The sequence below is a fragment of the Arthrobacter sp. FW305-BF8 genome (assembly GCF_021789315.1).
GTDB lineage: Bacteria > Actinomycetota > Actinomycetes > Actinomycetales > Micrococcaceae > Arthrobacter.
In genome coordinates, this window is sequence record NZ_CP084561.1 from 1,717,996 (window position 1) to 1,731,702 (window position 13,707).

Below are 13,707 nucleotides of genomic sequence, written 5' to 3' on the forward strand. Positions count from 1 at the left end.
TTCATCGTCCTTGCACGCCCATCAGTCTTTGCGCGCCGTGGTGGTGCCCGGCAGCGTGGCCATGAACACCGCACCGGGTCCACCACGGTTCCCGGGTTCGAGCACTGTAACGTCGCCACCGCGCCGCCGCGCCAGTTGCCGCGCCAACGCCAGGCCCAGGCCTTGGCCGCCGGCGCGGACCTGTCCCTGGAGGGCACTGCCGCCCGCCGTCGTGAACCCTTCGGCGAACACCGCCTCCGGGTCGCCGCCGTCTGGCAGCCCGTCGCCGGAATCGGCGACGACGACGTGCAGGGTGCCCCCGCCGTCGCCCTCCGCATCCAGCAGCTCTAGCTCTACCCAGCGATCGGCGGCCGTACCGGCCACCGCCGCGTTGACCGCGTTGTCGATCAGGTTTCCGAGCACTGTGGTGACGTCCTGCGGCTCCGACACCTGGCCCCGGACCAGGGTTTCGGGCCCGATCCGCAACGATACCCCCCGCTCATCGGCTTCCACGCCCTTGGCCCCGATGAAGGCCTGCAGGTAGGGGTCCTGCAGCAGTTCGGCCTGGTCCACGGGGAACTTCAGCGGGCCTGTAGCGGCGAGCCTTTCGAGGTAATCGCGCGCCTGCTGATGCTGGCCGATGCTCATGAACCCGGCGATCGTGTGCAGCTGGTTGGCGAACTCGTGCCGCTGCGCCCGCAGTGCGGTGGACATGGTCCCCACGGCGTCGAGCTGCCGGGTCAGGTGCTGCAGCTCGGTGCGGTCGCGGAGCATGACCACCCAGCCCAGGTCTTCGCGCCGGTGCAGCGCCTTCCGGGCGCTGGCCACCAGGACCTGCTCCCCGGCCACCAGTTCCACGGCCTCGCCCTCACGGGCGTCAGGCAGGGTGAGGGCCTTGAGCCGGGCCGGTACCGGGGCGTCCTGCCAGAGCTGGCCGGAAAGGTCGGGCTGGCCAAGGAGACGCTGGGCCGCGGCATTGAACACGCTGATCCGGCCGTCAGCGGAGATGCCCACCACCCCCTCGTCCACGCCTTCCAGGACTGCCACCTGGTCGTGCACCAACGCCCCGATCTCCTCCGGCTCCAGGCCGAGCGTGAGCCGCTGCAGCCGGCGCCGGAGCAGGAAGGACGCCAGGACACCGGCGGCCAGCGAGCCGGCCGCTGTCAGCACGATCGGCACGATGTCCCGGGCGAGGCTCTGGCCGATGGACTCGGTGGAGTAGCCGACACTGACCTCGCCCACCACGGAACCGGAACCGGAACCGGGACCCGGTGCGAACACGGGGACCTTCGCCCCGGCCGACGGGCCCAGCGTGCCGGTGTTGCGGGTGGTCACCTCGCGGCCGGCAAGCGCTTCGGACGGGTCCGTACTTACGCGCTCGCCCAGCCGGTCGGCGTCGGGATGGGCCAGCCGCAGCCCTGTTTCGTCGGTGATCACCACGAACAGGGCTCCGGTGCTGGCCCGGGCGCCCTCGGCTACCGCCATGAGCGGCCCGGCCTTCAGTTCCGCGGGCGGGGGAGTGCCGGGCTGCCGGCTGATGGCCTGCACGTTGGCACGGACGGTAGGGTCCGAGGCCACGGTCCGGGCCAGGGTCAGCGCTTGGTTTTCCGCCTCGCGGCCCAGCCGTTCGAACGTCAGCCACGCATGCACCGCGCCGCTAAGGAGCACGACGAGGAGCACCACGCCCAGCTGCAGGAGCAGCGTCTGGGTGGAGAACCTGAGCGGAAGCCTGCCGGCGGGCCTCGTCATGGCACTCCTTAATGGATCGGGCGGCCACAGGGCGGTTTGGGCCGGCAGCGGGGCGTGTGAGCAGAATGAGCAAAATGCTCCCAATAAGCAGTATGCCAATCAATTGAGCCAAAGGCACTGCCGTGATCGGGGCCACTCTAGTCTCTGTAGTACGCATCACACCGGGGTGGTGCTGTTCACTTAGAAGGAGCCGGCTGTGCTGGTATTACTTGGATTCGCCATGATCGCGGTTTTCATGGTGCTGATCATGACGAAGAAGTTGACGCCAGTGCTGGCGCTGATTATTGTCCCCACCGTTTTCGGTCTGTTCGCAGGCGCCGGCCTCGGCATCGGCGACATGGTTATGGACTCGATGAAGTCCATGACCTCCACCGCCGCGCTGCTGATGTTCGCCATCATCTACTTCGGCCTGATGATCGACGTCGGACTGTTCGATCCGCTGGTCCGGTTCATCCTGCGCAAGCTCGGCAATGACCCCGCCAAGGTGGTCCTGGGCACCGCGCTCCTGGCAGCTGCCGTTTCGCTCGATGGCGACGGCTCCACCACCTTCATCCTCACCACTGCGGCCATGCTGCCCATCTACCTTCGCCTGAAGATGAGCCCTGTGGTGCTCACCTGTGTGGCCGGCCTGGCCAACGGCACCATGAACATCGTGCCGTGGGGCGGCCCCACCGCCCGCGCCGCCAGCGCCCTGAAGATCGACGTCAACGAAGTCTTCGTCCCCATGATCCCGTCGCTGGTCGCCGGCCTCGCCGTCGTCCTGGTCTTCGCCTGGGTGCTCGGCCTGCAGGAGCGCAACCGCCTCCGCACCACGCAGCCGGAAATCTGGGGAACGCCGAACACGGCTGAGCAGTTCACCGCTGAAGGGTTCGACGGCGGAGCTCGCGCCGGCGGCGGCCGCACCGGTTCCGGCCACGGTGGTTCGGGCCGCGGTACCGCACCTGTTCCCGCTACCGGCGGCCCCGCCGTCGGCGGTTCGTCGGTGGCTGTCCTGGAACGCACCGAGATTCTGGTTGACGACAGCGACACGGCCATGGCGGACACCGCACTGGACCCCAACCGCAAGACCCTGCGCCCCAAGCTGCAGTGGTTCAACCTGGCCCTCACCGTCGCCGTCATGGGCATGCTCATCGCCGACCTCGTGCCGCTGCCGTACGTCTTCATGGTTGGCTCGGCCATCGCCCTGCTGGTGAACTTCCCGCACGTCAAGGACCAGGCCGCGCAGATCGTGGCCCACGCACCGTCGATCGTCGCCGTTGTGAGCATGGTCATGGCCGCCGCAGTCCTCACCGGCGTCCTGACCGGCACCGGCATGGTTGAAGCAATGTCTGCCTGGCTGGTCCAGATCATCCCGTCCAGCATGGGTCCGCTCATGGCAGTCATCACCGGCGTGCTCAGCATCCCCATGACGTTCTTCATGAGCAACGACGCCTTCTACTTCGGCGTACTGCCCGTCCTGAGCGAGACCGCCGCCCACTACGGCATCAGCGCCGCCGAGATGGCCCGTGCCTCCATCACCGGCCAGCCGTTCCACATGCAGAGCCCGCTGGTTCCCGCCATCCTGCTCCTGGTCTCCCTGGCCAAGGTAGACCTGGGCGACCACCACAAGAAGGTCCTCTGGAGGAGCGCAGTAGTAGCCCTGGTAATGCTCGGAGTAGGAATCCTGACAGGAGCAATCGGCATCCACTAAGGCTCGTCCTCCCGCCCGGTCCGGAGGCCGAGATGGCAGTTCGCGGCAGTGTTTGTGCAAAACACCGCCGTGAACTGCCATTTGGCGTTGAATAGCCGGAAAGCGGCAGGGCAACGTGACAGTAGACTAGTCCGGAAACCCATTCCGAACTTGCAGGGAGATCCATGGCTGCGATCAACCGTGACGACGTCGCGCACCTAGCGCGGCTTGCGCACATTGAGATGAGTGCTGAAGAGCTGGACAGGATGGCCGGCGAACTTGCCGTCATCGTAGACGCGGTGAAATCCGTGAGTGAGGCCGCAGGTGACGGTGTTCCCGCAACGTCGCACCCGATTCCGCTGAGCAACGTGTTCCGCGAGGACGAGGTGGGCCACACCTTCACCGCCGAGCAGGCACTCTCCGGCGCTCCGGACTCAGACGCAGACCGCTTCAAGGTCCCGGCAATCCTGGATGAGGACTAGACCATGACTGAAACCAACAGCACGGAACTCATCCGTCTCTCCGCAGCCCAGCTGGCCGCGAAGCTCGCCGCCCGCGAGGTCACCGCCGTCGAGGTCACCCAGGCGCACCTGGACCGGATCGCCGCCGTTGACGGGGGAGAACGCGGCGTCAACGCGTTCCTGCACGTCAACACCGAGGAGGCACTCGCCGTCGCCGCCGAGGTGGACGCCATCCGTGCCGCAGGCGGGCAGGCCGCCGAGGAGCTGCACGAACTCGCCGGCGTTCCGATCGCCGTCAAGGACCTCATTGTCACCATCGGCCAGCCCACCACGGCCGGTTCCAAGATCCTCGAAGGCTGGCACAGCCCGTACGACGCGACCGTCGTCAAGAAGCTGCGCGCCGCGAAGATGCCGATCCTGGGCAAGACCAACCTGGACGAGTTCGCCATGGGTTCCTCCACCGAGCACTCTGCCTTCGGCCCCACCCGCAACCCGTGGGACCTGGACCGCATCCCCGGCGGTTCGGGCGGCGGGTCGGCAGCCGCCGTCGCAGCCTTCGAAGCACCGCTGGCCCTCGGCACGGACACGGGCGGATCCATCCGCCAGCCTGGCGCCGTCACCGGCACCGTTGGCGTCAAGCCCACCTACGGCGGCGTGTCCCGCTACGGCGCCATCGCCATGGCGTCCTCGCTGGACCAGATCGGCCCCGTCTCCCGCACCGTCCTGGACTCGGCGCTGCTGCAGCAGGTCATCGGCGGCCACGACCCGCACGACTCCACCTCCCTGCCGGACCCGCTGGGCGACCTTGTGGCCGCTGCGCGCCTCGGCAACGTGGACGGCATGAAGATCGGCATCATCAAGGAGCTCCACGGCGAGGGTTACCAGGCCGGCGTCGAGAACCGCTTCAACGAATCCCTGGAGCTGCTGAAAGAAGCGGGTGCGGAGATCGTTGAGGTGTCCTGCCCCAACTTCCAGTACGCGCTGGGCGCCTACTACCTGATCATGCCGTCGGAGGCCTCCTCCAACCTGGCCAAGTTCGACGGCGTCCGCTACGGCCTGCGCGTGCTCCCCGAGGAGCCGCCGCTCACCATCGAGCGTGTCATGGGCGCCACCCGCGCCGCAGGATTCGGCGATGAGGTCAAGCGCCGCATCATCCTCGGCACGTACGCGCTGTCCGCCGGCTACTACGACGCCTACTACGGCTCCGCCCAGAAGGTGCGCACGCTCATCCAGCGCGACTTCGAGGCTGCCTTCGCCAAGGCCGACGTCCTGATTTCCCCCACGGCGCCCACCACGGCGTTCAAGCTGGGCGAGAAGCTGGATGACCCGCTGGCGATGTACCTCAACGACGTCGCCACCATTCCCGCCAACATGGCCGGCGTCCCCGGCCTGTCCCTGCCCGGCGGCCTGGCCGACGAGGACGGACTGCCCGTCGGCATCCAGCTGCTGGCACCGGCCCGCGAGGACGCCCGCCTCTACCGGGTGGGCGCTGTCCTGGAATCCCTGCTGGAAGCGAAATGGGGCGGCCCGCTGCTGGACAAGGCTCCGTCGTTGGCTGAGCTTGCCGAAACCCAGGAGGCAAAATAATGACCACCGATGCAACCCTCAGCTTCGAAGAAGCGATGGAGAAGTACGATCCCGTCCTCGGGTTCGAGGTCCACGTTGAACTCAACACGAAGACCAAGATGTTCTCCTCCGCGCCCAACGTGTTCGGTGACGAGCCCAACACCAACGTCAACGAGGTGGACCTGGGCATGCCCGGCGTCCTGCCGGTGGTGAACAAGACCGCGGTGGAGTCCTCCATCAAGATCGGCCTGGCGCTGAACTGCAAGATCGCCGAGTCCTGCCGCTTCGCCCGGAAGAACTACTTCTACCCGGACACCCCCAAGAACTTCCAGACGTCCCAGTACGACGAGCCGATCGCGTATGACGGCTACCTGGACATCGAGCTCGAGGACGGCACCGTGTTCCGCGTCGAGATCGAACGCGCCCACATGGAGGAGGACGCCGGGAAGCTGACACACCTCGGCGGCTCGGCCGGACGCATCCAGGGCGCCGAATACTCGCTGGTGGACTACAACCGTGCAGGCGTTCCGCTCGTCGAGATCGTCACCAAGCCGATCGAGGGAGCCGGTTCCCGCGCCCCCGAGCTCGCCAAGGCTTACGTTGCCGCCGTGCGGGAAATCGTCAAGAACCTCGGCGTCTCGGATGCCAAGATGGAACGCGGCAACGTCCGCTGCGACGCCAACGTCTCGCTGCGCCCGCACGGCCGCGAACGCTTCGGCATCCGCTCCGAGACGAAGAACGTGAACTCGCTGCGCGCCGTCGAACACGCCGTCCGCTATGAGATCCAGCGCCACGCCGCCGTCCTGGACTCCGGCGAGCCGGTGATCCAGGAAACGCGCCACTGGCACGAGGACACGCGCACGACGACGTCGGGCCGGGAAAAGTCCGACGCCGACGACTACCGCTACTTCCCGGAGCCGGACCTGGTTCCCGTCGTTCCCTCCCGGGAGTGGGTGGAGGAGATCCGCGCGACCCTGCCTGAGCCGCCGGCCGAGCGCCGCAAGCGGCTGAAGCAGGACTGGGGCTACTCGGACCTGGAGTTCCGTGACGTCGTCAACGCCGGCGTGCTGGACGAGATCGAGGAAACCATTACCGCCGGCGCCACGGCTTCCGTGGCCCGCAAGTGGTGGATGGGCGAGATCGTGGGCCGCGCCAAGAACGCCGACGTCGACCCCGGCCAGCTGGGAATCACGCCGGCCACCATCGTGGAACTCAGCAAGATGGTGGAAGCGGGCAAGATCAACAACAAGATGGCCTCCGCGGTGCTGGATGGCGTGCTCGCCGGCGAAGGTACCCCGGCCGAGGTGGTCGAGAAGCGCGGCCTCGCCGTGGTGTCCGACGACGGCCCGCTCCTGGAAGCCATCGACGCAGCCCTGGCCGCTCAGCCCGACGTTGCGGAGAAGATCCGCGGCGGCAAGGTGCAGGCCATCGGCGCCATCGTCGGCGGCGTCATGAAGGCCACCCGCGGCCAGGCCGACGCCGGCCGCGTGCGCGAGCTGATCCTGGAGAAGCTCGGCGTCACCGCCTGAGTACTCCACCCAACTGGGTCGCAGTTAACGTCGTTTTGAGTGCTCAAAACGACAACAACTGCGACCCAGTTGGGTTTAAGCGTGGCTGAGCCGGGCCATGATGTCCTGCAGCGCCTCGCACACCACCCGCACCGACGCGCGCTTGAGGTTTTCCGGTCGCGCCAGGATATCGATCCGGCGCCGGGTGCTGATTCCGTGCAGCGGCCGCAGCACAATGTCCGGGTTCAGTACGGGCCGCGCCGTATACCGCGGCAGCAGGCCGATCACGCTTCCCGAGGCCACCAGCGCCGCCACTGTGGAGTAGTCATTGATCCGGTGCACGATGTTCAGCTCCCGGCTGGACACCGCGGCGACGGCGGACAGCACGTCCGCGGGGGAGTAGCCGGCGCGGCTGGTCACCCAGGGTTCCCCGACGACGTCGGACGCCGTCAGCGTCGCCTGCCCGGCCAGGCGGTGGCCGGCCGGCAGCGCCACGTCCAGCGGCTCATGCGCCAGCGGTATCACCGCCACCCGTTCCTCCGGCCACTTGGGGCTGTGGTCCATCCGGTGCGCCAGCACGAGGTCGTACCTCGCCGTCAGCGCGGGAAAATCCTGCTGGGCCACGTCCTCGTCGGAGAGCAGCACCTTCGGCTTGTCGGGGCCGTCCAGGAGCCGGGCCAGCGGCGCAAACAGCGCCTGCCCCGCGCTGTGGAACCCGCTCACCGTCACCGGCGCCACCGTGGAGCCGTGGTACGCGCCGATCGCCATCCGCGCGTCGGCCATGGCGCTGACGACGGCGGCACCCGCGTCCGCGAGCACCTGGCCGGCCTCCGTGAGGACCAGGTTCCGGCCCTCCTTGCGGGTCAGCGGCACGTCAACGCTTTTCTGCAGCTGGGCAAGCTGCTGGGACACGGCGGAGGGCGTAACGAGCAGGGTGTCGGCTACGGCCTTGACGCTTCCGAGCGCGCCAAGCTCGCGCAGCATTTCGAGCTGGTGGATCTCCATGTGCTTATCCTATTCCTTAGCGATTCCTTAATCGTCGATTGAGAAAATTGCCCTTGTGCTAACGGGTCGAAGGTCGCTCTAATGAAGGGAGAATTCCCTGTATGCCACGCATGCCGAACGTAAGGAAGCCAATGAAGGCCCTCTATAAGGCCGGCGCCCACGCCGGATTTGAACTGACAGACCGCCCGGAACCCGAGGCGGGACCCGGCGAGGTCAAGATCCGTGTGCATACCACCGGCATCTGCGGCACGGACCTGCATATCCAGTCCTGGGACGCCTGGGCGCAGGGCATCATCGAGGCCCCGCTGATCGCCGGCCACGAGTTCTACGGCGAGGTGGTGGCCACCGGCGAGGACGTGCGCTACGTCAAAGTGGGCGACCGGGTGTCCGGGGAAGGCCACATCGTCTGCGGCATCTGCCGCAACTGCCGCGCCGGCCGCCGGCAGATGTGCATCCACACGGTCAGCGTGGGCGTGCAGCGGGACGGCGCGTTCGCGGAATACGTTGTCATCCCGGAGACGAACGTCTGGGTGCACCAGGACCCGTCCGTCACGCCGGAACTTGGTGCCATCTTCGACCCCTTCGGCAACGCCGTGCACACCGCCCTGAGTTTCCCGCTGGTGGGGGAGGACGTGCTGATCACCGGAGCCGGGCCGATCGGCCTCATGGCCATCGCCGTGGCCCGCCACGCCGGCGCCCGCAAGATCGCCATCACCGATGTCTCGGCCCCGCGCCTGGAGCTGGCCCGGCAGCTCGGCGTGGATCTGGCCATTGACGTCTCCAAGACACGGGTCCGGGAAGCGCAGCGGGAGCTGGGCATGCGCGAGGGCTTCGACGTCGGACTGGAGATGTCCGGCCACCCCACGGCGCTGCCGGAGATGATTGACAACATGAACCACGGCGGACGCATCGCCATGCTGGGCCTTCCGAGCCAGTCCATCGACATCGACTGGGGCAAGGTTGTCACGCACATGCTCACCCTGAAGGGCATCTACGGCCGCGAGATGTTCGAGACCTGGTACGCCATGAGCGCCATGCTGTCCTCCAGCCCCGCCGTGCACGCCAGCATCTCCGCCGTCGTCACGGATGTCCTGCCGGCCACCCAGTGGGAGAAGGGCTTCGAAATCGCGAAGGCTGGCGTCGGCGGCAAAGTGGTGCTCGACTGGTCGGAAATCTGACCTGAAATCCGGGCCCCAAAATTGGGCCCCCGCCCTTCCACACCCGTTTTTGACAGTTTCCCAGCCGAGGAGAACCCGCCATGTACTCAGCCATCAAGAACCAGCTCCGCGCAGAGCTTGACGACATCCGCACCGCAGGCCTTTACAAGACGGAGCGCCACATCGACTCCGCCCAGGCCAGCCACATCACCGCCGGGCAGATCGGTGAATCAGGTTCGCCGGTCCTGAACTTCTGCGCCAACAACTACCTGGGCCTGGCCGACCACCCCGAAATCATCGCGGCGGCCAAGTCCGCCATGGACGAGCGCGGCTTCGGCATGGCCAGCGTCCGGTTCATCTGTGGCACCCAGGACCTCCACCTTGAACTCGAAGCCAGGGTCTCAAAGTTCCTGGGCACGGAGGACACCATCCTGTTCTCCAGCTGCTTCGACGCGAACGGCGGCGTTTTCGAATCCCTCTTCGGGCCCGAGGATGCCATCATCTCCGACGCCCTGAACCACGCGTCCATCATCGACGGCATCCGGCTGTGCAAGGCGCAGCGGTTCCGCTACGCCAACCAGGACATGGCCGACCTGGAGGCGAAACTGGTGGAAGCGAAGGATGCCCGGCGGAAGATTATCGTCACCGACGGCGTCTTCTCCATGGACGGCTACCTCGCCCCGCTGGAGGCCATCTGCGACCTCGCTGAAAAGCACGACGCCCTGGTGATGGTGGATGACTCCCACGCCGTGGGCTTCATGGGACCCACCGGGGCCGGGACTCCCGAGCATGCCGGCGTCACCCACCGCGTGGACATCTTCACGGGCACCTTCGGGAAGGCGCTGGGCGGCGCCTCGGGCGGCTACGTGTCCGGCCGCGCCGAAGTGGTGGCCATGCTCCGGCAGAAGGCCCGCCCGTACCTCTTCTCGAACTCCCTCGCGCCCGCCATCGTGGCGGCCACCATCAAAGCCCTGGAACTCGTGCAGACCTCCGGCGAGCTGCGGGCCACGCTGTTCCGGAACGCGGAGCTGTTCCGCCGCCGGATGACGGAGGAAGGCTTCGAACTGCTGGACGGCGAGCACGCCATCGTGCCGGTCATGTTCGGCGACGCCGTCCTGGCAGCGCAGGTGGCCGACCAGATGCTCCAGCACGGGGTCTACGTGACCGCCTTCAGCTTTCCCGTGGTGCCGCGCGGTGCCGCCCGGATCCGCGTCCAGCTGTCCGCCGCGCACAGCGCAGACGACGTCGAAACCTGCGTCCAGGCGTTCGTCAAGAGCAGGGACGCGGTGGCTGCGTAGGTCCCGGTCACCTGTAAAGTCCGGCCATCTGTAAGGATTGTGCCCATGGCATCAACGTATGACGTAGTCATTGTGGGCGGCGGGATTGCCGGACTGTCCCTTGCCTCCGCGCTGGCCGGCAAATGCACCGTGGCCCTCGTGGAGGCGGAGCAGCAGCTGGCGTACCACACGTCCTCGCGTTCGGCCCGGCAGCTGATACCCAGTTACGGCCCGCCGGTGGTGCAGGAACTGACTGTCCGCACCCTGGAACTGATCGCGGCGGACGACGCCGGACAGTCCCGGCCCGTGCTGTCGCCGCGGAGCTTTCTGCTCATCGGAGACGACGAAACGGTGCGCGCCGAGGCCAGCGGCGAGATGCGCCTGATAAGCCATGACGAAGCGCTCGGGTTGTGCCCGGCTTTGAAGCCCGAATCCTTCTCCGCCGCCGGCCTGGACACCGGGTCCTTCGGGTGCGACGCCCCGGTGCTGCTGGAAAGGCACCGGGCGCGTGCCGAGGCTGCCGGCGTGGACATCATCACCGGCGCCCGCGTCCACTCGGCCCAGCGGCTGGGATCGGGCTGGGAGATCGGCGCCGGGCAGGAAGGCTTCTCCGCCGGCGTGCTGGTCAACGCGGCCGGCGCCTGGGCCGACGAGCTTGCGGTGCTGAGCGGCGTCGAGAAGATCGGCCTGCAGCCCTACCGGCGCACGGCAGCGATTGTCGGCGTCGGCCATCCGCTGCCGGAAGGCAGCCCCATGGTGGCCGCCGCAGACGACTCCTTCTACTTCCGCAAGGAAGGCGGCGACGTGCTGATCTCGCCGTCGGAACACGTGGCCAGCCCGGCGGAGGACGCACGTCCCCGTCCCGGGGACGTGGAGCGGCTCATCTCCCGGCTCAACACCCTGACGACGCTGGGGATCGGAACCGTCCGGACGGCCTGGACCGGCCTGCGCACCGAGGCGGCCGACGGCGTGCCTGTCGTGGGGTTCGACGCCGAGGCCCGCGGATTCTTCTGGCTCGCCGGCCAGGGCGGCTACGGTTTCCAGACCTCGTCCGGAATCGCGGAACTGGCCGCGGCCCAGATTCTGGCGGGCCCGAACGGCCGTGACGGACAGAGTGCCGGACACGCGGGGCAGGACACTGGCAGCCGTCCGGTATCCCGGACGGCTGATGCGCTTGCTGCGACGCGCTGGTCCATCCGGCGCTGAAGAATGGATCCATGAGCACGCTGATCACCAACATCGCCGAACTGATGACCCAGGACGCGGAGCACCGTGTCCTCAAGAATGCGGCAGTGGTGATCGAGGGTGAACGGATCTCGTGGATCGGCCAGGCCTCCGCCGCCCCCGCGGCCGACGAAGCCGTGGACGCGGGCGGCCGGGCCGTGCTCCCCGGCTGGGTGGACTCCCACACGCACCTCATTTTCGCGGGCGACCGGACGGCGGAGTTCGAGGCCCGGATGGCAGGGGAGGAGTACAGCGCCGGCGGCATCGCCGTCACCACTGAAGCCACCCGGAACACCGGCGACTACGACCTTACGCGGCTGGCGCAGGGCCGGGTCGCCGAAGCAGTGTCGCAGGGCACGACGTACCTCGAGACGAAAACCGGCTACGGCCTCGATGTCGAGCAGGAAGCCCGGGGCGCGCGGATCGCCTCGACGGTGGCGGACGAAGTCACCTATTTGGGCGCCCACCTGGTGCCGGCCGGGGCGGATGCGGATGACTACACCAAGCTCGTCTGCGGCCCGATGCTGGATGCGGTCCGCCCTTACGTCCGCTGGGCCGACGTGTTCTGCGAACGGGGCGCCTTCTCGGAGGAACAGTCACGTGCCGTGCTGCAGGCCTGCCGCGACGCCGGCCTGGGGCTGCGGGTGCACGGCAACCAGCTGGGCTACGGCGCCGGCGTCCGCCTCGCGGTGGAGTTCGGCGCGGCAAGCGTGGACCACGTCAACTATCTTTCGGAGCAGGACATCGCAGACCTCGCCGCCGGCTGGTCGGGCTGGGATGCCGCCGCGGGAACGGGCGGCCGGGGAACGGTGGCCACCTGCCTGCCGGCCTGCGACCTCTCCACCCGCCAGCCGCTGGCCCCCGGCCGTCAGCTCCTGGACGCCGGCGTGCCCGTGGCGCTCGCGTCCAACTGCAACCCCGGCACGTCCTACACGAGCTCCATGGCGTTCTGCGTCACCACCGCCGTCCTCCAGATGGGACTGAGTGTCCATGAGGCCGTCCGGGCGGCGACGTACGGCGGCGCCCTGGCGCTGCAGCGCGACTCCGGTAGCGACGTCGACGGCGAACGCGCCGTGGGCTCACTCGCCGTCGGACACCGGGCGGACCTGCACGTCCTTAACGCCCCGTCCGCCACCCACCTCGCCTACCGCCCCGGCATGCCGCTGACCCACGCGGTGTGGCGTGCAGGGGTGCGGGCACGGTAGTGTCAGGCGGTGCCATTCCCCCCGGGAGTGACGCAAGATGATCGTTCAGGGTCTGATACAATCACAAAGCGTCATTTCTTTGTGGCGTTTTTGGATCTTGAAAGGCCCTGCATGACACGCACCGACCGACTGACGGCCATCCTTGATCTCCTTGCCGAGGCCGGCCAGGTGGAAGTCGAGGAAATCGTCACCCGGCTCGGCGTGTCACCTGCCACCGCCCGGCGGGACCTGGACAGCCTTGCCAAGCGGCGGCTGCTGACCCGGACCCGCGGCGGCGCCACCACCGGCGCCCTCGCCTACGACCTTCCCGGCAGGTACAACCGGGACGACCACGCCGTAGCCAAGCAGGAGATCGCCCTGGCCGCCTCGGCGCTCATCAGCCCGGGCATGGTCATCGGCCTGTGCGGCGGCACCACGAGTACCGCCCTCGCACAGATCCTGGCCACCCGCGAGGACCTTAACTCGCCGTCGAACCAGCCCACCCTGACCGTGGTCACCAATGCGATCAACATCGCCTCCCAGCTTGCCGTCCGGCCCAACATCAAGGTGATGGTGACCGGCGGCATCCTCAACCCGCGGTCCTATGAACTCGTGGGCCCGTACACGGACATCATCATGCAGAAGGTGGTGCTGGACATCGCCTTCATCGGGGTCAACGGCGTCGACCCGGAGGTGGGGCCCACCAACACCGGCGAGGCCGAGGCTACGGTCAACGCCCTGCTGGCCAGCCGCGCCAGCGAGTCCTACGTGATCGCAGACTCCTCGAAGGTGGGCCGCCGGGCGTTTGCCACCATGGACGGCTACAACTTCACCCGGCTCATCACCGACTCCGGCATTTCCGCGGCCGACAAGGCCGCCTTCGAAGCCCGCGGCACCGAAGTGCTCGTGGCCGGCGCCTAGAAAAGAA

11 protein-coding genes are annotated in these 13,707 nt (G+C 67.8%); 9 read left to right on the top strand and 2 right to left on the bottom strand.

Going from position 1 to position 13,707, the window contains the following annotated elements:
* Window positions 1–21: 21 nt before the first annotated feature.
* The gene (locus LFT45_RS07600; RefSeq protein WP_236807781.1) at window positions 22–1,728 is read right to left on the bottom strand and encodes a sensor histidine kinase; all 1,707 of its coding nucleotides are present in this window, start codon (window positions 1,726–1,728) and stop codon (window positions 22–24) included.
* Between the two features lie 196 nt (window positions 1,729–1,924).
* On the opposite strand from LFT45_RS07600, the gene LFT45_RS07605 reads away from it, so the two are divergent.
* From LFT45_RS07605 to gatB, 4 genes are all read left to right on the top strand, one after another.
* Window positions 1,925–3,418 carry a CitMHS family transporter gene (locus tag LFT45_RS07605; protein ID WP_236807782.1) on the top strand — a complete coding sequence of 498 codons (1,494 nt, stop codon included), beginning with the start codon at window positions 1,925–1,927 and terminating at the stop codon, window positions 3,416–3,418.
* Between the two features lie 164 nt (window positions 3,419–3,582).
* Window positions 3,583–3,879: an Asp-tRNA(Asn)/Glu-tRNA(Gln) amidotransferase subunit GatC gene (gene gatC / locus LFT45_RS07610; RefSeq protein WP_003802035.1), complete on the top strand. Its 297-nt coding sequence runs from the start codon at window positions 3,583–3,585 to the stop codon at window positions 3,877–3,879.
* A 3-nt stretch (window positions 3,880–3,882) separates the two neighbouring features.
* On the top strand, window positions 3,883–5,445 hold the full coding sequence (gene gatA / locus LFT45_RS07615; protein ID WP_236807783.1) for an Asp-tRNA(Asn)/Glu-tRNA(Gln) amidotransferase subunit GatA: 1,563 nt from the start codon (window positions 3,883–3,885) through the stop codon (window positions 5,443–5,445).
* Entirely contained in the window at window positions 5,445–6,953 is a 1,509-nt protein-coding gene (gatB, locus tag LFT45_RS07620) for an Asp-tRNA(Asn)/Glu-tRNA(Gln) amidotransferase subunit GatB (protein ID WP_236807784.1), read from the top strand. Before gatA ends, gatB begins: the two co-directional genes overlap by 1 nt.
* A 75-nt stretch (window positions 6,954–7,028) precedes the next feature.
* On the opposite strand, the gene LFT45_RS07625 is transcribed toward gatB, so the two are convergent.
* Window positions 7,029–7,937: a LysR family transcriptional regulator gene (locus tag LFT45_RS07625; RefSeq protein ID WP_236807785.1), complete on the bottom strand. Its 909-nt coding sequence runs from the start codon at window positions 7,935–7,937 to the stop codon at window positions 7,029–7,031.
* Window positions 7,938–8,068: 131 nt separating this feature from the next.
* Between LFT45_RS07625 and tdh the strand changes: the two genes are divergently transcribed.
* The 5 genes from tdh to LFT45_RS07650 all read left to right on the top strand — a co-directional run bounded on the left by tdh (window position 8,069) and on the right by LFT45_RS07650 (window position 13,700).
* Window positions 8,069–9,115 (top strand): L-threonine 3-dehydrogenase, encoded by a 1,047-nt coding sequence (gene tdh, locus LFT45_RS07630; RefSeq protein WP_236807786.1) that lies wholly within the window; start codon window positions 8,069–8,071, stop codon window positions 9,113–9,115.
* 80 nt (window positions 9,116–9,195) lie between these two features.
* Window positions 9,196–10,392 (top strand): glycine C-acetyltransferase, encoded by a 1,197-nt coding sequence (locus tag LFT45_RS07635; RefSeq protein ID WP_236807787.1) that lies wholly within the window; start codon window positions 9,196–9,198, stop codon window positions 10,390–10,392.
* 45 nt (window positions 10,393–10,437) lie between these two features.
* The gene (locus LFT45_RS07640) at window positions 10,438–11,577 is read left to right on the top strand and encodes an NAD(P)/FAD-dependent oxidoreductase (protein ID WP_236807788.1); all 1,140 of its coding nucleotides are present in this window, start codon (window positions 10,438–10,440) and stop codon (window positions 11,575–11,577) included.
* 11 nt (window positions 11,578–11,588) lie between these two features.
* Entirely contained in the window at window positions 11,589–12,800 is a 1,212-nt protein-coding gene (gene hutI, locus LFT45_RS07645) for an imidazolonepropionase (protein WP_236807789.1), read from the top strand.
* A 111-nt stretch (window positions 12,801–12,911) separates the two neighbouring features.
* Complete coding sequence (locus LFT45_RS07650) at window positions 12,912–13,700, top strand: DeoR/GlpR family DNA-binding transcription regulator (protein ID WP_236807790.1); 789 nt, start codon at window positions 12,912–12,914, stop codon at window positions 13,698–13,700.
* Window positions 13,701–13,707: the final 7 nt, after the last annotated feature.

Coding starts and splice junctions, on each gene's coding strand:
- LFT45_RS07600 (WP_236807781.1), bottom strand. CDS start 1,728: ATGACGAGGCCCGCCGGCAGGCTTCCGCTCAGGTTCTCCACCCAGACG.
- gatC (WP_003802035.1), top strand. CDS start 3,583: ATGGCTGCGATCAACCGTGACGACGTCGCGCACCTAGCGCGGCTTGCG.
- gatA (WP_236807783.1), top strand. CDS start 3,883: ATGACTGAAACCAACAGCACGGAACTCATCCGTCTCTCCGCAGCCCAG.
- gatB (WP_236807784.1), top strand. CDS start 5,445: ATGACCACCGATGCAACCCTCAGCTTCGAAGAAGCGATGGAGAAGTAC.
- LFT45_RS07625 (WP_236807785.1), bottom strand. CDS start 7,937: ATGGAGATCCACCAGCTCGAAATGCTGCGCGAGCTTGGCGCGCTCGGA.
- tdh (WP_236807786.1), top strand. CDS start 8,069: ATGAAGGCCCTCTATAAGGCCGGCGCCCACGCCGGATTTGAACTGACA.
- LFT45_RS07635 (WP_236807787.1), top strand. CDS start 9,196: ATGTACTCAGCCATCAAGAACCAGCTCCGCGCAGAGCTTGACGACATC.
- LFT45_RS07640 (WP_236807788.1), top strand. CDS start 10,438: ATGGCATCAACGTATGACGTAGTCATTGTGGGCGGCGGGATTGCCGGA.
- hutI (WP_236807789.1), top strand. CDS start 11,589: ATGAGCACGCTGATCACCAACATCGCCGAACTGATGACCCAGGACGCG.
- LFT45_RS07650 (WP_236807790.1), top strand. CDS start 12,912: ATGACACGCACCGACCGACTGACGGCCATCCTTGATCTCCTTGCCGAG.